18 protein-coding genes are annotated in these 20,564 nt (G+C 68.7%); 3 read left to right on the top strand and 15 right to left on the bottom strand.

What is annotated here, in order from left to right; all coding sequences use genetic code 11:
• The first annotated feature begins 2 nt into the window (after positions 1–2).
• Positions 3–554, top strand: coding sequence for a type II toxin-antitoxin system PemK/MazF family toxin (locus ACLBW1_RS15855; protein ID WP_447812754.1), 552 nt, complete (start codon positions 3–5; stop codon positions 552–554).
• 22 nt (positions 555–576) lie between these two features.
• Here the strand turns inward: ACLBW1_RS15855 and ACLBW1_RS15850 are convergent, their stop codons facing one another.
• The 6 genes from ACLBW1_RS15850 to ACLBW1_RS15825 form a co-directional block, all read right to left on the bottom strand.
• Positions 577–1,641 carry a lipocalin-like domain-containing protein gene (locus ACLBW1_RS15850; RefSeq protein ID WP_447812753.1) on the bottom strand — a complete coding sequence of 355 codons (1,065 nt, stop codon included), beginning with the start codon at positions 1,639–1,641 and terminating at the stop codon, positions 577–579.
• A 67-nt stretch (positions 1,642–1,708) separates the two neighbouring features.
• The gene (locus ACLBW1_RS15845) at positions 1,709–2,941 is read right to left on the bottom strand and encodes a CaiB/BaiF CoA transferase family protein (protein ID WP_447812752.1); all 1,233 of its coding nucleotides are present in this window, start codon (positions 2,939–2,941) and stop codon (positions 1,709–1,711) included.
• A complete protein-coding gene (locus ACLBW1_RS15840; protein WP_447812751.1) occupies positions 2,941–4,422 on the bottom strand; it encodes an aldehyde dehydrogenase family protein in 1,482 nt (493 codons plus the stop codon). Before ACLBW1_RS15840 ends, ACLBW1_RS15845 begins: the two co-directional genes overlap by 1 nt.
• Positions 4,419–5,786, bottom strand: coding sequence for a homogentisate 1,2-dioxygenase (hmgA, locus tag ACLBW1_RS15835; protein ID WP_447812750.1), 1,368 nt, complete (start codon positions 5,784–5,786; stop codon positions 4,419–4,421). Before hmgA ends, ACLBW1_RS15840 begins: the two co-directional genes overlap by 4 nt.
• A gap of 39 nt (positions 5,787–5,825) precedes the next feature.
• A complete protein-coding gene (locus ACLBW1_RS15830; protein WP_447812994.1) occupies positions 5,826–7,025 on the bottom strand; it encodes an oxygenase MpaB family protein in 1,200 nt (399 codons plus the stop codon).
• Positions 7,026–7,162: 137 nt separating this feature from the next.
• A complete protein-coding gene (locus ACLBW1_RS15825) occupies positions 7,163–8,422 on the bottom strand; it encodes an alpha/beta hydrolase (protein ID WP_447812749.1) in 1,260 nt (419 codons plus the stop codon).
• Positions 8,423–8,496: 74 nt separating this feature from the next.
• On the opposite strand from ACLBW1_RS15825, the gene ACLBW1_RS15820 reads away from it, so the two are divergent.
• Positions 8,497–9,006, top strand: a complete 510-nt coding sequence (locus ACLBW1_RS15820) for a hypothetical protein (RefSeq protein ID WP_447812748.1) — start codon at positions 8,497–8,499, stop codon at positions 9,004–9,006.
• Complete coding sequence (locus tag ACLBW1_RS15815) at positions 9,003–9,653, top strand: hypothetical protein (protein ID WP_447812747.1); 651 nt, start codon at positions 9,003–9,005, stop codon at positions 9,651–9,653. Before ACLBW1_RS15820 ends, ACLBW1_RS15815 begins: the two co-directional genes overlap by 4 nt.
• Positions 9,654–9,685: 32 nt before the next feature.
• Here the strand turns inward: ACLBW1_RS15815 and ACLBW1_RS15810 are convergent, their stop codons facing one another.
• Genes ACLBW1_RS15810 through ACLBW1_RS15770 form a run of 9 tightly spaced genes read right to left on the bottom strand, consistent with a single transcriptional unit; the run spans position 9,686 to position 20,324 of the window.
• Positions 9,686–11,101: an MCE family protein gene (locus ACLBW1_RS15810; RefSeq protein ID WP_447812746.1), complete on the bottom strand. Its 1,416-nt coding sequence runs from the start codon at positions 11,099–11,101 to the stop codon at positions 9,686–9,688.
• Positions 11,098–12,276: an MCE family protein gene (locus tag ACLBW1_RS15805; protein ID WP_447812745.1), complete on the bottom strand. Its 1,179-nt coding sequence runs from the start codon at positions 12,274–12,276 to the stop codon at positions 11,098–11,100. Before ACLBW1_RS15805 ends, ACLBW1_RS15810 begins: the two co-directional genes overlap by 4 nt.
• Positions 12,273–13,472, bottom strand: coding sequence for an MCE family protein (locus ACLBW1_RS15800; protein ID WP_447812744.1), 1,200 nt, complete (start codon positions 13,470–13,472; stop codon positions 12,273–12,275). The genes ACLBW1_RS15805 and ACLBW1_RS15800 overlap by 4 nt, the downstream gene beginning before the upstream one ends.
• A complete protein-coding gene (locus ACLBW1_RS15795) occupies positions 13,469–14,518 on the bottom strand; it encodes an MCE family protein (protein ID WP_447812743.1) in 1,050 nt (349 codons plus the stop codon). The genes ACLBW1_RS15800 and ACLBW1_RS15795 overlap by 4 nt, the downstream gene beginning before the upstream one ends.
• Positions 14,515–15,534, bottom strand: a complete 1,020-nt coding sequence (locus ACLBW1_RS15790; protein ID WP_447812742.1) for an MCE family protein — start codon at positions 15,532–15,534, stop codon at positions 14,515–14,517. The genes ACLBW1_RS15795 and ACLBW1_RS15790 overlap by 4 nt, the downstream gene beginning before the upstream one ends.
• Positions 15,531–16,739, bottom strand: coding sequence for an MCE family protein (locus ACLBW1_RS15785; protein WP_447812741.1), 1,209 nt, complete (start codon positions 16,737–16,739; stop codon positions 15,531–15,533). Before ACLBW1_RS15785 ends, ACLBW1_RS15790 begins: the two co-directional genes overlap by 4 nt.
• On the bottom strand, positions 16,736–17,587 hold the full coding sequence (locus ACLBW1_RS15780; RefSeq protein WP_447812740.1) for an ABC transporter permease: 852 nt from the start codon (positions 17,585–17,587) through the stop codon (positions 16,736–16,738). The genes ACLBW1_RS15785 and ACLBW1_RS15780 overlap by 4 nt, the downstream gene beginning before the upstream one ends.
• Complete coding sequence (locus ACLBW1_RS15775) at positions 17,584–18,354, bottom strand: MlaE family ABC transporter permease (RefSeq protein ID WP_447812993.1); 771 nt, start codon at positions 18,352–18,354, stop codon at positions 17,584–17,586. The genes ACLBW1_RS15780 and ACLBW1_RS15775 overlap by 4 nt, the downstream gene beginning before the upstream one ends.
• Positions 18,355–18,365: 11 nt before the next feature.
• A complete protein-coding gene (locus ACLBW1_RS15770; RefSeq protein ID WP_447812739.1) occupies positions 18,366–20,324 on the bottom strand; it encodes a multicopper oxidase family protein in 1,959 nt (652 codons plus the stop codon).
• Between the last annotated feature and the right edge of the window lie 240 nt (positions 20,325–20,564).

Here is a 20,564-nt window from a genome sequence, read left to right as displayed (position 1 = left end):
GTATGGCTCCCTGGACCACCACCGCCCTCCGACTAGCCCGCCAGTACGGCCCGCGTCTGTACCGCGAACTGCAGAAGTCGGGCGCGATCGACAAAGGCAGAGACGCGATCACGGCACGGATCAACGGCGGCGCGAACGCCGGTGCCGGTCGGCCGATCACCGACACCGACCGACCCACCGCCGACCGCGCGCGCCGCATCGAGTACTCCCCCGCACTCGACGGTGCCGCCGACCCGGGCGAGATCGTGTGGACGTGGGTGGCGTTCGAGGAGGACGCCGCACAGGGCAAGGACCGACCGGTGCTCGTCGTCGGCCGCGACGGCGAACACCTGCTGGGACTGATGCTGTCCAGTCAGGGCCACCGCGCAGACGACGCGAACTGGATGGAGATCGGCACCGGCGGTTGGGACGGGGGTCACAAGACCAGCTACCTGCGTCTCGACCGCGTCCTCGACGTGCCCGAACAGGGCATCCGCCGCGAGGGTGCGATCCTCGACCGTGAGCGCTTCGACCGCGTCGCCGCTGCCCTGCGCTCCACCTACGGCTGGTCCTGACGCACCCCCGCCGAGAGGTGCTTCAGCGCAGGGCGACCAGCTCGTGCAGCGTGGTCCCCGTGCGGACGTCGACGCGACCGTCGTCGCGGGTGACCGACAACCGGAAATCGGACTCGAACCGGAAGTACCCCGGATGCCCGACGAGTCGGCTCACCAACGGCCGCAACACCTTGGTGCCGACCACGGGGATGTCGCCGAGCAGATCGTGACCGTGCAGGACGGTGCGAACGTCGAGTCGTAGTTCGAGGCGGCCCGGGATGGTCAGCGAGATCCACGAGGGGTAGTCGCGACCGGCGTCGGCGTCGGGGAGCAATGGGCCCTCCTCGAGAACCGCCTCACCCGTACTCAGGATCACCTCGGCGCCGTCGGCGACCATGACCGGGGCGATCTGGTGCGACCCGTAGCCCTCCTGCGTGAGCACCACGGCGTAGAGCAGCGAGTAGTCCTCCACGTAGAGGCGCCCCCAGTGCCAGCGGTCGATCACCTTGCGCATGTCGCCGACGCCCCAGTTGTGATCGGCGTACCCGGTGCCGGTGACCTCCCAGCGCTTCGCGCCGATCGACAGGCGGCCGGTCACCTTCGCGCGCGGTCCGCCGACGCACCACCCGAAGATCTCACCGTTGCCGAAGTGGGTCTCGCCCTGCCCGGGCATCCACGGCGCGATCTCGTTCGCGAACTCGAGGTCGATCACCACGTCTTCTTCCGCGAAATGCACCGTGTAGGTCGGTAACTCGTCGTGAAACGTCACGTACGCGAAGTTCTCGCCGACGGTGACGTCGCATTTCTCGACCGAGAAGCTGCATTCCCGCGCCGGGTAGCGTTGCGCGATCTGCCGACGGCTGCCGTCGGGACCGTAGAGGATGATCTCCACCCACGGCCGGCTGCGCGGCAGGTCCTCCGGGCGACGCTTGGTGAGAAAGCCGACCACCGTGTATCCGTTGTCGAGCGCGGCGTCGAAGTACCAGTGCTCGAAGGCGGTGAACTTGCTCGATGGGTGCAGTGCGTTGTGGTCGGGGCGCACGTCGGTCAACGACCCGTCCGCGCGGCCGGGGCCGTTCCAGGCCTCGACGAGGTCGGATTTGCTCACAGTGGTTCTCCGTTCGATGGGATGCGGTGTCCGGTGGGTGTCGCATTCAGGCGTGTGTGGCCGCGGGTCACACGACCCTCTGATCGATCAGGGCGGCCAGTTCCTCGTCGGACAGACCGAGTTCGGTGAACACCTCACGGTTGTGTTGTCCGGGCCGGGCCGGACCCGCTGCCCGGACCGAACCGGGCGTACCCGTGAGATGCGGGATGATGCCGGGCCCCAGCACCGTTCGACCGACGCGCTCGTCGACGTGCCCGACGAGCATGTCGCGGGCACGCAACTGCGGGTCGTCGACGAGTTCGGCGACGGTGTTGACCCTTCCCGCGGGAACGCCTGCTGCGGAGAACGACTCGATCAGATCGTCGGCCACACGTTCGCCGACCCACGCGCCGATCATCTCGTCGAGCAGGTCCTGGTGCCGACCGCGCGCGGTGTGGTCGACGAAGCGGGCGTCACTCGCCCACTCCGGGCTGCCGACGACATCGCACAGACGCGCGAACACCGAGTCCTGGTTGGCGGCGATCACCAGCCAGACATCGTCTGCGGTGCGATACAGGTTCGACGGTGCGATGCCCTCGAGTCGGGTTCCCGAGGGTTGTCGCACGACACCTCCGACGTCGTAGTCCGGGATGGTGGACTCGAGCACGGCCAGACAGGCTTCGGTGAGCGCGACGTCCACGACCTGCCCCACTCCGGTTCGTTCCCGCGCGTGCAGCGCCGCCAGCACACCGTTGGCTGCGAAAACCCCGGCGAGGGTGTCACCGAGCGACAACGACAGCCGAGGCGGGGGGCCGCCGGGGAACCCGTTCAGATGGCGGAGCCCACTGACCGCCTCGGCGACCGACGCGTACCCCGCCCGCTGTGCGTACGGCCCGGTCTGTCCGTACCCCGACACCCGCGCCAGCACCAGTCGCGGGTTGCGTTCGGACAGGACGTCGTAGCCGAGACCCCATCGTTCCAAGGTGCCGGGCCGGAAGTTCTCGACCACCACGTCGGCGGTCGCGACGAGATCGAGGAACAGATCTCGTCCCATCTCGGTCCGCAGATCGAGGGTGATGGCTCTCTTGTTGCGCGCGTGCACCGTCCAGAACACGCGCTCGCCGTCGACCTCGCCCTGCCCCCAGGTGCGCAGCGGGTCCGGCAGCCCGGGTGCCTCGATCTTGATCACGTCGGCGCCCATGTCGCCCAGCAGTCGGGCCGCGAACGGACCCGCGATCAGCGATCCCAGCTCGAGGACGCGGAGGTCGGACAGGGCGCCGGGATCAGGCCGGGCCCCGGGATCCGGTGTCGGAGCCGTCATCAGAAGGCGAGGTGCACGGTCTTCTCCTCGGTGTGCGCGGTCACCCCCGCCTGCCCGAGTTCTCGACCGAAACCGCTGGCTTCCCGACCACCCCAGGGCAGGTGCGGTTCCGGGACGCCCCAACCGTTGACCCACACGGTGCCGACCCGCAGGCGAGGGATCACCGAGTGCGCGGTGGACAGATTCGAGGTGTAGATCATCGCGTTCAGCCCGAACCGGGTGTCGTTGGCGATACGGATCGCCTCGTCGGTGTCGCGGAAGGTGATGACCGTGGCCACCGGGCCGAAGATCTCCTCGCGGGCGATGGTGTGATCGTTGGTGCCGCGGAACACGGTGGGTTCGACGAAGAATCCCGGGCGGTCCACGCGCGCTCCACCGGTGATCAGCTGCGCCCCCTCGGATCTCCCGGTCTCGATGTAGCCGAGAATGCTCTCGAGCTGCTTGGCGTTGACGATGGTGCCCATCGTCGACGAGGGGTCGCGCGGGTCACCGATCACCGAACTCTCGGCGACGGCGGCGAGTCGCGCGACGACGTCGTCGACGATCGACTCGTGGACGAGGACGCGGGTGCCCGCGGCGCAGACCTGGCCCTGGTGGTAGAAGTTGCCCATCGCGATCCATGGCATCGCGGCGTCGAGATCGGCGTCGGCGAAGACGATCTGGGGTGATTTGCCGCCCAGTTCGAGGGTCATCTTCCGGAACTTCTCGCCGGCGAGCGGCTGGATCTGACGACCCACCCGGGGACTCCCGGTGAAGGTGATCTTGTCGAGTCCCGCATGACCGGCCAGCGCTGCGCCGGCAACGGACCCGACACCGGTGACCACGTTCACGACACCCGGTGGCAAGCCCGCGGACTCGAGCAGCTCGGCGAGGCGGATGGTCGAGAGCGACGCGTCCTCGGCGGGCTTGACGACCACGGTGCAGCCGGCGGCCAGTGCCGGCGCCAGCTTCCATCCCGCGATCACCGCAGGGTTGTTCCACGGCGTGATCGCGCCGACGACCCCGACCGGCTGGCGGAGAGTGAATCCGAACCGGTGCTGATCGGCGAAGTCCGGCAGCGCCGTCGTCTGGCCGGTGATCTTGTCGGCCCACCCGGCGAAGTGCCGGAACGTGCCGGCGGTGACCGGCATGTCGCCGATCACACTGTGCTGGTACAGCTTCCCCATCTCGACGGCTTCGAGCGCGGCGAGGTTCTCGGCGTCGGCCTCGATGAGATCGGCGGCACGGGCGAGGATCCGGCCCCGCTCGGAGCCGGGCATCTCCGACCACACGCCACTCTCGAACACCGCCCGCGACGCCGCGACGGCACGGTCGACGTCCTCCGCCGTCGCCGAGGCGATCTCGACGACCGTCGACTCGTCGGCCGGGTTGATCGAGGTGAAGGTCCCGCCGTCGGATGCCCCCGACGACGCGCCGCCGATGCGCAGGGTCGGATCGGGCAGCGTCGGTTCGACTGGGCGGGCGGGTACGGGTGCGGTCATCGGGCGTTCCTCGTCTGACCGGGGCGGTCGGTGATGTCGAAGTGGGGGGTGAGTCCCGACCACACGGCGTCGTAGTCGGGCTGGCGGTGCCCGGCTCCCATCGCGGTGGACGTCGTGACGATCGGATAGCGGGTCTCGAACATGATCGCCATCGTGTTGGCGAGGTACTGCGGCTCGAGAGTCGCTGTGGTCCCCATCTCGAACGTCGCCAGATCCGGCCCGTGTGCGCCGAACATGTTGTGCAGGCTGGCCCCGCCTGGCAGGAACCCCTCGGCCTTGGAGTCGTGCACCCCGTAGATCAGTCCCATGAACTCGGTCATGACGTTGCGGTGGAAGTGCGGCGGTCGGAACGTCTTCTCGGCCACCATCCAGCGCGGCGGGAACGCCACGAAGTCGACGTTGGCCTGACCGGGGTGGCCCGACGGCGAGGTGAGCACCGTGAACACCGACGGGTCGGGATGGTCCACGTTGGCGTTGGTGATGGAGCTGAACGACTCGAGGTCGTAGACGTGGACGCCGTGGTTGCCGTGCCACGCCACGACGTCGAGCGGCGAGTGGTCGAGTTCGGTGGCCCACAGGTGACCGCTGAACTTGAGGACGAGTTCCGATGTGCGCGGGCCCTCCTCGTAGGCGGCGACCGGGTGCCGGAAGTCGCGGGCGTGTGCGAGCCCGTTGGCGCCTATCGGACCGAGGTCGGGCAGCACGAACGGTGCGCCGTAGTTCTCGCAGACGTAGCCGCGGATCGGTCCGTCGACCACGTCGACGGCGAACTTGATGGCCCGCGAGATCAGGACGATCTCCCCCGGCGCGGCCTCGACGATCCCGAGCTCCGTCCGCACCCGGATGGCGCCGCTCTCCGGGACGATGAGCAGCTCACCGTCGTTGTCGGCGAAGTAGCGGTCGGTCATCGATCGCGCCGCCGTGTACTGATGTATGCCGATGCCGGTGCGCGCGAGTGCGTCGCCGTTCGCTCCGATGGTGTAGAGCCCGTCGACGAGATCCCCCGTCGAGGTCTCGGGTGGAAGTGGGTTCCACCGCAATCGATTCGGGTCCGCCGGCCCGGCCAGTGGGGCGGTCGCGAGGTGGCCGTCGTCGATGCGGCGATAGGCTCCATGGGCGGCCGTCGGCATGATGCGGTACATCCACGTGCGTCGGTTCACGTCACGGGGCTCGGTGAACGCGGTGCCCGAGATCTGCTCGGCGTACAGACCGTAGGGTGCAACCTGCGGCGAGTTCTGTCCCCACACCAGTGCGCCGGGCAACGCCTCGGAGTGGTGCTCGTTGCCGAAACCCCGGAGGTACTCGAGAACCGTGGGGCTCGGGGCGGCGGACTGGTCGGTCGGGCGTTCGGTGATCTGGGTCATCGGATCTCTCTTCTCGACAACGGATGTGCGGACGTGCCTCTAGCGGCGCAATGCGCCGGATGCGTCGAATTCGGCCTCCCGACCGTCCATCTGGGCGCGGTACCAGTTCTCGCGGTGCCAGCGCATCCACTTCTCGTGCGCCCGCCCGACGGGCGGGATCCGGCGGGCGGTCTCGACCGCCGCGATCAGCGGGACCCGACCGAGAACCCACAGCACCCAGGGGAACGCCGACGGCATCTCGTAGCGGCGGTAGGTCTGGGGGAACATGAACACCCGCGCATAGGCGGCGTAGATCCCGCCGTTGTACTCCTCGCGGAGGCGTCGCAGGCCGCGGTGTCCGCTGCGCGCGGCGAATGCCCGCGGAAACGACGTGATGAGTTCGGCGCCATTGTCACCGGCGTCGTGGCTGCGGGCCACCGAGACCAGCGCCAGCAACCGCAGCGAGTCGGCGATGGTCTGCGGGTACCAGCGACTGCGCACGCCGACGATGTGACCGAGGTACCGCTGGAAGTGGATGAGCTCGTAGATCTCCGAGCGGGTGGTCTGGATTCCCGTAGTCCACAGGGCGAGTGCCGGCGCGACGCTGCCGCCGAGCAGCGTCATCATCATGTACGCCTGGCTGATAGGGATGCCCCACTTGGCCGTGTCCCACTCGGGGTGCTCGGCGACGCGTCGCCGCACCGACACGTGCATGACCCGCACCATCATCGCGGTCGCACGTCCGGTGGTGCCGGGTTGCAGCAGCTCGCCCGGCTCGGACACATCGATCCAGAAGCGCGCGGTCTCGAGGAAACGCCGCAGAGCGTTGTCCCCGGCATAGCCGCCGGCGAGCGAGAGCGGTGTGGCCACGGCCGCCTCGGTGTACATCTCGAGGGTGATGCCGCCGGCGACGCTGAACAGCATCGTGCCCCACCGACGCCAGATGCGGGCCCCGGCCTCGACCATCTCGGGGTCCACCCAGTCGGGTACCGACTCGAACTCCTCGAACAACGCGACCATCGACGGCGGCGGGTCATCGATGGACGAGAGTCCCTCGGCGAGAGCTCTCTTGAGCATGGCGCGGCCTTCGACCGGACCGATCTCACCGTAGAACACCTCGTCGACGAACCGCTCGGCCACGGGGTCGGCGGTGAACATGTCCGCACAGAACCCGTCGATCTGTTCCTGCGTCGGGAACATGTCCTTGCCCGTCAGCCGACGGACGACCTTGCGGGCCCTCGCGACACCCGGGGAGTTCATGCCCTCCAGGTACGGAAAGGCGGTGGCCACGTCAGGATGTTCCAGGTCGTCGAATCCTGACCCCGCTGCGACGGGCCGGACCTTCTCGTCCGACCGTTCGCCCCCCTCGGACGGCGCGTGCTTCTCGACATGGGTGCTCATACGGTCTCCGATGTTGTGTGACGCCGCAGGGGGTGATCAGCGGCGGCGAGGCCCCGCGCGACGAGCCAGTCGCCCACCGTGGCCGCGATCCTCTCGACGCCGTCGGGCTGGTCGACGAGGTAGTGGTTGAGTCCGTCGAGTTCGACGAGGGACTTGTCGGGGTCGGCCGAGGCCTCGAACATGTCGCGCGAGTCGCTCACGAACGCAGCCTGGTCTCCCCGCAGGCAGACGATCTGCGTCGGCGAGGCCACGCCGGCCAGGTTGCTCAGGGCGTCGGCGTTGGTGCGATCGAAACTCCATGTGCTGAGCCAACTCCGGGCGGTGGCGAATCGCGCGAGCCCGCCCGCGGCGGTGTTCGCCGCCTGCGGGTCGCCGTACATGCTACCGACCTCGCGGTCACTGGGATCGAGGGTGAGATCGACGAAACGAGGGTCTCCCACCGTGCGGTGGACGACGAAGGCGCAGTCGGACGCACCGACGCGCCGCAGTCGTTCGATCTCCTCCAGTGCCCACTCGTCGATCCGACGCATCCGGGCGAGCTGGGCATCGCGGTATCCGGCCACCCACTCCCGATCGAGCGGGACCCCACGACCCGCTCGGTAGAGATCGAGTTCCGGATCGACCGCGAACGGGTCCGTCTCGTCGACGACAGCGCCGTCGATCCAGTGCCGTAACACCCGCGCGCGACCCGGGTGGGCCCCGACGAGGACGAGACCGTCGGCGGGCTCCACGTCGGACAGGTCGACGGGGTCGCCGGCGGGGGTCGAGGTGACCACACCTGCGCCGGTGACGTTCGCGGTCGCCACCGACTGATAGAACGCGGACAGCGATCCGCCACCGGAGAACCCGAGCAGCACCACCTTCTCGAAGCCGAGTTGCTCCTTCATCCAACGGACTCCGCGACCGAGGTCGTCGGCGGCCCGCTCCATGATGAGGGCCGGCTCGTTGGTGGAGTACCGCGTGTTCATACCCATGATCGGGATACCCCGCTGCGCCAGACCCCGGAGCAAGAAATGGGTCAGGAAGCTCGAGGCCGGATGTGCGAGCAACAGACCCACCTCACGCGAGTCCTCCCGCCCTGCAATGAAGTTACCCGGCAATGTCGGGTAGTGCCTCGTCAGACCGGAATGGCTCTCGACGCGCCCGTCGGTGGCCGGCCGGAACGGGATGCGCTGGAAACTGTCCACGACGTCTGCGACCACCGGCGACGGACCTCCTTCACGGGAACGGATGTCGCAGAGCGCGACCTGGATCACGATTCGGAGCGTACCATACCGAATGGTATGTGATTCGGTTCCGGGAATCACGAGACGAGGAGGAGGGCGCCGACATGTCGACGACTGTGAACAGACGTGCGCGACTGCGCGCGATCGCACTGACGGTGGCGGTCGTGGCACTGGTGTCCGCCGCCGCTACCGCGGCGTGGTGGACACACGCGCAGACCGCCGATGACGCCGCGCGTGCAGACCTCGACTCGCGGTACCTGTCCGCCGCACGGCAGATGGTGGTCAACCTGATCACGGTCGATCCGTCCGATGCCAAGGCAGTCACCGATCGGATCCTCGACGGCGGGACCGGTGATTTCCGCGCCGAGTTCGCCTCGCGTGCAGACAGTTTCGTGTCCGTCGTGCAGCAGGCCTCGGTGACCACCAAGGGCACGGTGTCCGACGCGGGCCTCGAGCGCTCCGACAAGCGCGGCGCACAGGTCCTCGTCTCGGCCACCTCGAGTGTCACCAACGGGGCCGGCGCCGACAACGAGCCCCGTGTGTGGCGACTGCGACTCGCCCTCACCAACGACGGAGGTCGCATCCTGACCTCGAAGGTGGACTTCGCCGTATGACCACGCATCAACCCGTCGACGCCGAGACCGAGGCCGAGGCCGAGACGGTCGACGTTCCGACGCCCACCGACGATGACACGCCCACCGAGGACGCGCCCACCGAGCTCGAGTCCGACGACGAGGAGACCCCCACCGACGTAGAGGATCCCCCGCCGTTGACGCGTCGACGCCGACTGCAGATCGCGGGCACCGTCATGGTCGGTGCCGTGGTCCTGGGGCTTGGCGGTGCCGCGGTCGCCTTCCACCTCGACCACCTTCGTGCCCAACAGATCTCCGATCAGCGCGGCGCGGTGCTGACCGCGGCGACCGACGGTACGAAGGCGATCCTGTCGTACAGCTCGACAACCGTCGACGCAGACCTCGACCGGGCGTCACAGTTCCTCACCGGTGACTTCCGGGACTATTACCGGAAACTGGGTTCCGACGCGGTGGCACCCAACGCGAAGTCACGGGGACTCACCTCTGAGGCGAGTGTCGCGGGCGCCTCGACGACATCCCTCGAGGACGGATCGGCGGGCGCGCTCGTGTTCGTCAACCAGTCGGTGACGCCGGCCGCCGGTACCGCATCGACCACCTCGACGGCCATCCGTGTGCACCTCACCCGGGTCGACGGCCACTGGCTCATCGATCGGTTCGAGCCGATCTGACCCTGCGCCGCCGGTGGAGCCGGTCTCCTGGGTCAGCCGCGCGGGACCAGGAGTTGCTCCAGCGTCATCCGGTCGGCACCGGCCGGCGAGCTCACGCGGACCAGTCGACCGTCCCGGTCGAGGAATTCGCCACGGCGGGCGTCGTACTGGCGCACGCTCACCACCGGCCGCTCACTCCCCCGCTGCGCCGGAGCCGTCACCGCTGTACCGGCTTCGGGGTCGTCGGATGGGAGCGGCGGGGCCGGCGCACCGGCGGAGAAGTCCGGACGGCGCCCGCCTGCAGCCTCACGGCACAGGGTGACCGTCGCCGCGCGATACCCCGGATACTCCAGGCACGGCAGGTTCCGCGCACCACGCACCGATCGGGGATCGGCCGGATCCACCTTGCAGTAGAGATCTTTGGGGGCAGGTGCCGTCGACACGTCAGCCGGCGACCGGCGCTGTGACGGGGGTAGGAAGCCCTCGATGCACGGAGGTGGGTCGTTGAGTTGCGTGGCGAAGTAGGTGTTCTGGCCGGGATCGTCGGCGTTGACCAGACCGGTGCTCTGCGTGGCCGCGATCAGCGGCGGGTAGAGGACCAGCACCTGTTCGAGGGCAGGGTTGTACACAGCCAGGACCTGTTCCACGGTCCTGAGGTTGGCCAAGAGGATCGGGACCGTCGGCGCGATGTCGTCGAAGAGCGAGGTGGCCTCTGCGGCGGCGGCGGGCGCCTTCGCCAACACCGACCGCAGCGATCCGTCCGCGTCTGCCAACCGACCGGTGACCCGGGCCAGCGATGCCGCCCACGAACGGATCGCGTCCGCACTGTCGACCTGGGTGTCGAGAAGAGGCCCGAGGCCGTCGATGAGCGCCGCGGTCGGTTCGACCGCATCCGCGGCCGAACCCATGATCTGGTTCACCGAGTCGACGAGTTGTCGAAGTGCGGGCCCCTGACCGTCGAGCGCGGTGAAACTCTCGTCGACGACCGTTCGCAGGTTGTCCTGATCGACCGATGACAGGAGTGACTGGATCTCCGCGACGGCAGTGCTGACCGGTGTCGGCACCTGCACGCGGTCGGCGGCGATCACCGAACCGTCCCGCAGGTCCGGACCCCGCGCACCCGACCGTGGATCGAGAGCCAGGTACATCTCCCCGATCGCCGACATCGGCGCGATCCTGGCATCGAGGTCAGCCGCGATGTGGGCATCGGACGAGATCGATGCGCGCGCCCGGGCACCGGTCGCCGTCGCCTCGACCCCGGTCACCCGTCCGACCACCTCGCCCCGATACGTCACGTTCGCGTTGGGATAGAGACCCGCCGCCGAGGTCAGATCGACGGTGATCGAGTAACGCCCGATCCCCGCCTGCTGCGGCAGTCTGGCGTAGGACACCGCGACGACGACGACCGCGACCACCGAGATCACCAGGAAGACGATGAGTTTGCGCCGGATCGTGCGGGTGAGGGTCATGGGGTCGGCCCCCCTTCTCGGGTCGCAGAGGACGGAGGTGCGGCCGGCCGGGGCGCCAGGAGCTGCGCAAGGTTCGGCACCGGGCGGGACGACGAGGCCGGTGCATCGCGCCCGACGATGCCCTCGACGCCGGACAGCATGCCCTGCAACGGTGTCCCCAGGAGCAAGGCGTTGTCCACCGTCTTCAGTCTCAGGTCGAGCGTCACCTGGCCGTTGGCGTAATCACCGCGCACGGCGTTGGCGTAGGTGTCGATCGGGAACGGGTAGGTCAGCAGGTAGCGAGTCGACTCGGTCAGCGACCGTCCCGAGTCGGCCAGCGACCCGAGGATCGGGGGCAGCGCGTTCAGGTCGGCTCGCAGCGCGCTGCCGGACGCGTTCACGATCGACGTGGCCGTTCGCGACAGATCACCGAGCGAGCCGAGCGCGCGGGTCAGCGATGTACGCCGGTCGGCCAACACCGACAGCGCCGGTCGCAGTGCCTCGATGGCACCGGCGAGGGTGTCCTTCTGGGCTGCGACCTCCCGCGACAGGGCATCGAGACCGTCGATCGCACGGGTGATCTGCGAACGTTGTCCGTCGAGATCGCCCAGTAGCACGTTCAGACCGTCGATCACCGATCGCGCTGCCGACGTCCGCCCGCCCAGCGCCGCATTGATCTCGGCGAGGATGTCCTGGATCTGATCGATCCCGCCGCCCCCGAGGAACAGCGACACGGTGGCCAACGTCTGCTCGGTGGTCGGGTAGGCACCGGCACGGGCGAGTCCGATGGTGTCCCCGGCCCGCAGAGATCCGTACGCCAACTGACCCTGCGGCACGGCGAGTTCCACGTGCGCCGACCCGAGCAGCGTCGTCTGACCGATCGCCGCGATCGCATTGGCCGGTACGCGGGCGGATCTGTCGAGGGCAACGGTCACCAGCGCGTGGCCGTGGCGGACCGCGAGATCGGCCACCCGTCCCACCTCGACGTCGTCGATCAGCACCGGCGAGTTGCGCTGCAGCGTGACCGCATCCGGCATCTCGATGTGGAGATCCCACGAACCGTCCCCGCGGCCGTGCGTCCCGGGCAGCGGTAACGAGTTCAACCCCTGCCAGCCACAGGCCGACACCATCGTGGCCAGTGCGACGAGCACGACGACGACAGCGCATCCCCGCCCACGGCGGCGCCTCGGATTCATCGCCCACCTCCGGGGACGAGCATCGACGACAGGTCGGGCGCGACGGAGGCACCCGCACCCGGTCCGCTCGCGACGATCTGGCCGGGCAGCGCCCCCACACCCCGCGTGGGGTTCGTGGCGACGGGTGGGTAGTCGAGGGTGAGCAGGGACAGCAGCGGCCCCAGGTACTGCACGCACAGATCTGCTCCGCGTTCGGCGGTGCTATGCTGCGCGGCGGCGATCGAGGAACAGACGAACTGCGCGGGGTTCGCGAAGTTGCTCAGCGCGAGAGCCGAGGTGATCGAGTTGTGTGCCGGTTGATAGATGTTGTTCAGATTCGACAGGGCCGTCGGGGTCACATGCAACACCTGCGCCAGGTCGTCGCGGTGCTCGGCGAGTTCGCCGGCCACATCGTCGAGACTGCGCAGTGCGTCGGTGACGCCGGATCTGTTGTCGCGCACGAACGACCGGACTTCGCCGAGGGAGACGTCGAGATCGCCGAGTGCGGCGCCGATGTCGTCACGATTCCGATCGAGGATGGCGCTCACCGACGCCATCCGGTTGTTGAACGACACGATCTGCTGATCACTGTCGGACAGAGCCCGTACGAACACCTCGAGGTTGCGGACCACCCCGAACAGATCGGTCCTGCCGTCGGAGATCGTGCGCAGCGCCGTGGACAGGTTCCCCAGCGTGTCGTGCAGCGATGCACCCTGACCACGGAGGTTGGCCGCCGCGGCATCGACGAGACCGGCTGCGGCACCGCGGGTGTCACCGGCCCGGGGCGCCAAAGCCTGGGAGACGCGCGTGAGCTGGGCGGTGACCTGATCCCACTCGACGGGTACCGCGGTGCGGGCGATCGGGATCGTCGCCCCGTCGGTCATCCGCGAGCCACCGGCGTACGCCGGGGTGAGCTGGACGAAACGACCCGAGACGAGGCTCTGGTTGAGCACGACCGCGGCGGCTCCGGCCGGGACCGGTCGGCCCTTGTCGAGCCGCAGGCGCACCGTGGCGTGGTCGCCGCGCGGGGTTACCTGGGTGATCTCGCCGATCCGTACGCCGAGCACCCGGACGTCGTCGCCACTGTAGAGGCCTGTCGCGGAGGCGAGATCGACCGACACGTCGTAGGTGCGCAGGCGCGGGACGACCGTGTACGACACGATCGCGAGCACGATCACGAACGCTGCGAGGGCGCCCCAGCGGAGTCGAGCACTCATCGTCCACCTCCGGAGGATCCGGTCGCCGCACGCGCGGGCGGCACGGGCAGTCCCTGCTTCGTCATCGCGTTCCGGATGAACGGCTCGATGATCTGCCCCGGGATCAGGTTGCTGATGTAGGAACTGAAGAACGGGCCACTCGAGACCGCCTCACCGAGCTCGGTGACGTACGGCCCGAGGTTGGACAGCGCCGCGCCGATGTTGTCCCGATTCGACCGCAGCACGGCCAGAACGGAGTTGACGCGATCGAGCGTGGGAGCCAACTGCGCACGGTTGTCGCGTACGAGGTCGGTGAGCGACCGGGCCAGCGCAGAGACGTTCGCGAACAGCGTGTTCACGGTCTGACGACGACGGTCGAGTTCGCCGAGGATCTGATCTGCCGCCACCACCAATGTTTTGATCTGACCGCTGCGTTGGGCGAGGACCTCGGTGACCTGCCGCGCCCGATCCAGCAGCGACCGCAGATCGTCGTCTCGTGAGGCGATGGTGGCCGAGAGTCGACCGACGCCGTCCACCGCGCCGCGTAGCTCGTCGGGGGTCCGCGAGAGCGTGTCGCTCAGCGCTCGGAACGACGCCGCGAGCTGGTCGGTGTCGGTGGCACCGGTGCTCGCGGCGAGGTCACCGAGGATCTGGCCGAGGTCGTAGGGAGAGGTGGTGCGCGACAGGGGGATCTGCGTTCCGGCGGTCAACGATCCCGCGCCGTCGGATGTCAGCCGCAGATTGCGGGTGCCGAGCACCGTTGCGGTCGCGATCGACGCGCGCGTGCGGTCGCCCAGACGTGGGGCACCCGACACCGAGAACCCGACGACGATGTGGGTGCCGGCCAACGCGATCGAGGTCACCCGACCGGATTCCACGCCGGACACCTCCACCTTATCGCCGACCTGGAGTCCACCGGCGTCGGCGAACTGTGCTGTGTACCCTCGCTCGCCGGCGACGAACGGCAGCGACCCCACGTTGCCGGCGGCGATGGCGATCAGCACGGTGACGATCAGTCCCACCGCCCCGGTGCGCACGGTGTCGGTGCGTTCATACCTGTTCATCATCGCGGGGTGCACCGCCCGGTGGTCTGCCCGATCAGCGGGAGGGTGAGGTCATGGCCGTCGGGCCCGGTCAGTTTCACCCGGAGCCCGCACAGGTAGTAGTTGAAGAAATTGCCGTAGGCGCCCAGTCGGCTCAGGGACGCGTAGGCGTCGGGCAGGCGACCGAGCACGCTGTTCACCGTGTCGCGGCCGGAGTCCAGTTGCGTCGCAGTGCGTCGCAGTTGGCCGATCCCGTCGCGAAGAGGATCGCGGGTGTCGATCAGCAGATCGGCCAACGTCCCTGCGGCACCGTCGATCCGGGTGAGTGCTGCTCCCACGGTGGTGCGGTCGGCCGCCAACCCCGATGCGAGATCGGAGGCACTACGGACTGCGGCCGAGAAGTCGTCACGGTGATCGGCGACCGTCCCTAGCACGGTGTTCAGGTTCGTGATGAGGCTGCCGATGACCTGGTCGCGGTCGGCGAGATCGGCGGTGAGCGACGCCGTGCGCGCGAGCAGCGAGGCCACGGTGGCCCCCTGACCCTGCAGCACCGACAACACCTCCGACGACAGCGCGTTGACCTGATCCGGTGCGACCGCCCGTAGCAGCGGACGGAAGCTGCCCAGCAGCAGGTCGAGGTCCAGCGCGGGGGACGTGCGGTTCACCGGGATCGTCGAACCCTGGCGCATCGGCACCGGATCGCCGGGTCCGTCGGCCAGTTCGAGATAGCGGTCCCCCGTCAGGTTGAGGTAACGCACCAACGCGCGCGTCCCCTGCGTGGGCCGGTACGAGTCGTCGACCCCGAGATCGACGGTCACCCTGTTGCGTCCGGTGATCGACACCCCGGACACCGATCCCACCTCGACCCCGGCCACGGTCACCCGGTCGCCCGCGCGCAGACCCGACACGTCGGTGAACTCGGCGTGGAACGCACGCTGCGACCCGAAGCGCACAGTGCCGAACACGACGAACAGCCCGGCCAGCACCATGGTCGTGACGGTGACGAACACACCGAGTCGGATCCACCGTCCTGCCGTCATCGGCTGCCCGCCCAATCGGTTCCGAGCAACAGCTGCAGGATCGACCCCGGCACGATCCGGGGCGAGGTCGCCCGATCGGCGTAGGGGTTGGCGCCGGTGTCGGCCACGACGTAGGGCGTCGGGACGTCCGCGGCGGTCACCCGCGGCAGTGCGCCGCACCGAGGCCCCCCGGACGCGGCGACCTTCGGGAGATTCCGCGGGTAGGTGTACGGCGAGACGCCCAGCAGCACCGTGGAGTTCAAGAGCATCGTGGAACCGTTTCCGCCACTCACCTTCTCCGCCATCCCGCGGGCGCGATCTGCGCCCTGCAGGAAACAGCTGAACTCCGGTGAGTACTGCGCCAGCAGTTCGGCGGTCGGCCGCAGCATCTGCACCGCGGACACGAGTGCACCCGAGTTCGGCGACAGCACCTTGTTCCCGCTGTCACCGAGCCCGATCGTCGACATCAGCACCGCGTCGAGATCGGCCTGCTTCTCGGTGACCGTGCGCGCCGTGGTCGTGAGACCTCGCAGCGCGGTGAGGAGGTCGTCGGCAGATCCGGCGTAGATCTGCGCGGTGGTGGCACCGGACCGGATGACGCGGTTCAGTGCGGGCAGGCGCGCGTTCACCGATCGCAGCACGGTGTCCGTGTCGTCGATGGCGGCACCCAGACGCTCACCGTTGCCGCGCAACGCGCCGGCCACCGCCCCGAGGATCGCGTTGAGCTTCGCAGGGTCGACGGCGCGCAGCACCCGCGTCAACGACTCGAACACCGTGTCCGTCTCGACACTCACCGATGTGGCCGCGATGAACGCGCCGTCGGTGAGGCCGCGGCGGACGGTCGTCGCATCGGCTGGGTCGGTCAGCGCGACCGCCTTGGCCCCGAACACGGTGGGCGAGGCGATGTCGACCGTGGTGGCGACCGGCACATCGCGAGCAGCGTCGGCCGACAGCGCGATCCGGATCACCGCCCCGGCGGGGGATGTACTGACGTCGGTCACCCGACCCACCGCGACGCCGTGCCGGGTGACGAGCGCGCCGGGACTCATCGCGAGTCCCGCACGCGGTGCGGTGACGGTGACCGACACCCTGTCGGTGAGGTCACCGCGGAAGGAGACGACGGTGAGGCCGCCGATCGCGAGGAGGATGCAGATCGCGCCGAGCGCATACAGCCTGTGTACGAACCATTCACGACGCGCTGACACCACCGGCGACACGGCGCTCACCCGGCCAGTCGCAGCTGGCGGGAGCTGCCGTAGAGGGCGAGCGCGATGACGAGGGTGACGACGACCACGGCGAGCAACGACAGCCGCACCGCGCGGCCGGTGGCCACCCCGACACCCTCGGGTCCCCCGCTCGCCCCGAAGCCGTAATAGGTGTGGATGACCATGACCACCGCCGCCATCACCATCGCCTGCAGGAACGACCACAGGACGTCCGACGGGATGAGGAAGGTGGCGAAGTAATGGTCGTACACGCCGGGCGACTGGCCCATCACGGTGACGGTCACCATCCTGCTCGCCAGGAACGAGGTGATGAGCCCGAGGGCGTACAGCGGGATGATGGTCGTCATGCCGGCCACGATGCGGGTGCCGACGAGATAGGGCATCGACGAGATCGCCATCACCTCGAGGGCATCGATCTCCTCGCTGATGCGCATCGCACCGAGTTGCGCGGTGGTGCCGGCACCGATGGTCGCCGCCAGCCCGACACCCGCGGTCACCGGGACCACCACCCGTACGTTCACGTATGCGGCGAGGAAGCCGGTCAGCGCATCGACCCCGACGTTGCCCAGGGTGCTGAAACCCTGCACCGCGACAGTCGCGCCCGCGAACAGGGTGAGGAACCCGAGGATGACGACGGTGCCGCCGATCATCGCGAGAACGCCACTGCCCAGGCTCAACTCGGAGATGATCCGCAGCGTCTCGGTGCGGTAGGTGCGGACCGCCCTCCCGGTCGATCCGAGCGCGACGACCGAGAACCGGGCCAACGCACCGAACTGATCGACGCCGTCGCCGACGCGACGCAACTGCGCCGTCACCGTCCGGACGACCGGTTTCTGTACGACGGTCACAGGACCGTCCCCCCGAGTGCGACCCCGATCGCGGTCAGGACGAGGTTGAGCACGAACAGTGCCGCGAACGCGAACACCACGGTCTCGTTGACCGCGTTGCCGACCCCTTTCGGACCGCCGGAGACAGCGAGCCCGCGGTAGCACGCGATGAGCGCCGCGACGAGGCCGAACAGCGCCGCCTTCACCTCCGAGAGCATCAGCTCCTGCACCCCTACCAGCAGTGTCACCCCGGACGCGTAGGCACCGGCTCCGACGTCTTGGACGTAGACCGAGAACACGAATCCGCCGACGATGCCGATCGCGCACACCGCGCCGTTGAGCAGGATCGCGACGACCGTCGAGGCGAGTACCCGTGGCGCCACCAACCGCGCGACGGGATCGATGCCCAGCACCTCCATGGCGTCGATCTCCTCGCGGATCGTCCGCGACCCGAGGTCGGCGCACATGGCGGTGGCGCCGGCACCTGCGACGACGAGAACCGTCACCAGCGGGCCGATCTGGGTGATGGCACCGAATCCGGCACCGGCGCCCGCGAGGTCTTTCGCCCCGATCTCGCCCAGGAGGGAGTTCAACGTGAACACCACGAGGACGGTGAAGGGGATGGACATGAGAACGGTGGGGACGAGCGACACTCGCACGAGAAACAGTGCCTGCGAACCGAACTCCTCGAACTGCATCGGACGACGGAACACGGCCCGTGCTGTGTCCGCGGACAGCGCGTAGAACTCACCGACCGCACCGAAGGAACCGCGCGCAGCGGTGGAGATGGTCACCGCGGTCAGCGGATCACTCGGTAGCGCAACATCATGTCGTGGTCCTCGTGGTCGAGGATGTGGCAATGCCAGACGTACCCCTGCAGCGTGGTGGGGTGGTCATGCATGCCCGATGCCATGTGCATGCCGTCGTGGGTGTCACCGTGCATGCCACCGTGATCGGCCGGAGGCGCCGGCGGTGAAGCGGGTTCCGGCGTCTGCGGTTCCGCAGCGGTGTCACCGATGTGGGGGGCGTGGTCAGGGGCCGACCGGCTGACCGGACCGCCGGTGGTGTCGAGCGTTTCCGCCATGGGATCGGCGGCGAAGGTCGCGTCGGGATCGAAGCCGAGTTCCTCCGCGGCCGGGAAGCGGACCACGATCTGGGTGACCGTTCCCCCGTCGGTGCGCACGGTGTCCTTCCACCCCGCCTCCCAGGGCGCGGGCGGCAGCGACGGCCCGGCGTAGAACCGGTCGGGCGCGGGCGCCCACCGGATGCCGATCGCGGGTTGTGGATGCGCAGCCTGGTATTCGACGGTGCGCAACGGCCGACGCCCCAGGATCCGGAACGTGACGAGATGGATGTGGATGGGGTGCGGATCCGGGGTGATGTTGATGATGTTCCAGATCTCGGTGGTTCCCTGCTGGGGCATCTCCATCTGGGGGTCGGAGTAGCGGAGGTTGTTGAGCGACATGATCGCCGGCGGCAGCCGCAGCGCATACGGCTGGGTCACGGTGACGTTCCGTACGCGGGTGGCCGTCGCGAGCCGGGGCAGCACGGCGGGCTGCGACGCGCCACCGCGCAGGGTGCGCGGAACCGCGCCGCGGAACCCCGTTCGGCCCGATACGACGAACCGACCGAACACCGGCATGGTGACCTCGCCGAGCATGGCCGCCTGGAAGGGCGGTTGCTCCCTGTTGCACAGGTCCACGGTGTCCCCGGGGCGCAGTCCTGAGAAGTCGACGAGGACGTCATACCGCTCGCCGGGCGCCATCCGGAACGACGTCACCCGCACGGGCGCGTCGAGCAGCCCACCCTCGTTGCCGATGACCCAGAACGGCATCCGGTTCGACAGGTACAGCGTCCAGACGCTGTAGGAGGTCGCGCTCAGTAGACGGAACCGGTAGAGCCCGCGGTCTACGGTTATCTTCGGCCAGGCCGTCCCATTGATCATGCCGACATCGCCGACCGCACCACCCTCCCAGTTACCCTGCGGGACAACCGGGGTCGACCGGATGCTCTGGTGGCCCTCGTCGGTGAAGATCTTCTCCTGGAGGATGAGCGGGAGTTCATGGTCCCCGGACGGGAGGCCCAGTGGGTTCGAGGCGTCGCCGGTGTCGTAGTCGTCGCGCATGAGGAAGTTGCCGGCGAGTCCGGCGTAGACGTTCGACCGCGTGATCCCCATCGCGTGGTCGTGGTACCAGAGGTGCCCGGCATCCTGGCGGTTCGGATAGTGGTGGATCGCGGTACCGGAACGCGGCATCAGGAGTCGCTCGGGATTCCCGTCGCTGTCGGGTGCGGTGACCGCTCCGTGCAGGTGCATGCTGTTCGGCGGTCGGTCGCGGTAGGACTCGCTGACCCCGTGCAACGACGTGTCGATGTCCTTCGCGAACACGTGTCGCCGCAGTTCGTTCCGGTAGGCCACGGTGGTCGGGACGCCCACCCGTCCCTCGAGGGTGGCACCGAGGTACGTCATGTCCGAGTATCCGAACGCCGGTACGTCGGGGAGGTCCCGGTGCATCCGCGCAACGGTGGAGCGGGCCGTGATGTCGAGTCGCCCCTGCGCCGATCGCGTCTGCGGGCGCACCATCTCGTCGACGAACTTCGGCAGTCGCGGGGAATGGAAGATCGACGGCAGCGGGAACGGGAACTCCGGCGGGTAGTCGGGTCGGGCCGCCACCTGCGGGGCGATTCCCCCCACCGCTGCGAGCCCCCCGAGCGCGGCCGCGCCTCGGAGCAATGCGCGGCGATTCACGTCGTACGCCATGCGATCCACCCTCTTCCTCGATCCGAACTCGGCCGACAGTACCATTCGGTATGGTTTGGTCGAGGGGCTTTCGAATGGATCTGCGAAACAACGACGACGGGCGGTCACGATGATCAGGCGACGAGTTCTCACGATGGTCACGACGCTCGCGGTCGCCACGGTGAGTGGCGCGACTGTCGTGTCGCCGGCAGGTGCAGCACCGGAAACCGCCTCGCCGACAACGAGTTGCGTCCGGTCGGT

This window comes from Williamsia sp. M5A3_1d, assembly GCF_053345315.1.
Note: the sequence above shows the minus strand (reverse complement) of the source record. Positions and strands in the feature narration are given on the sequence as shown.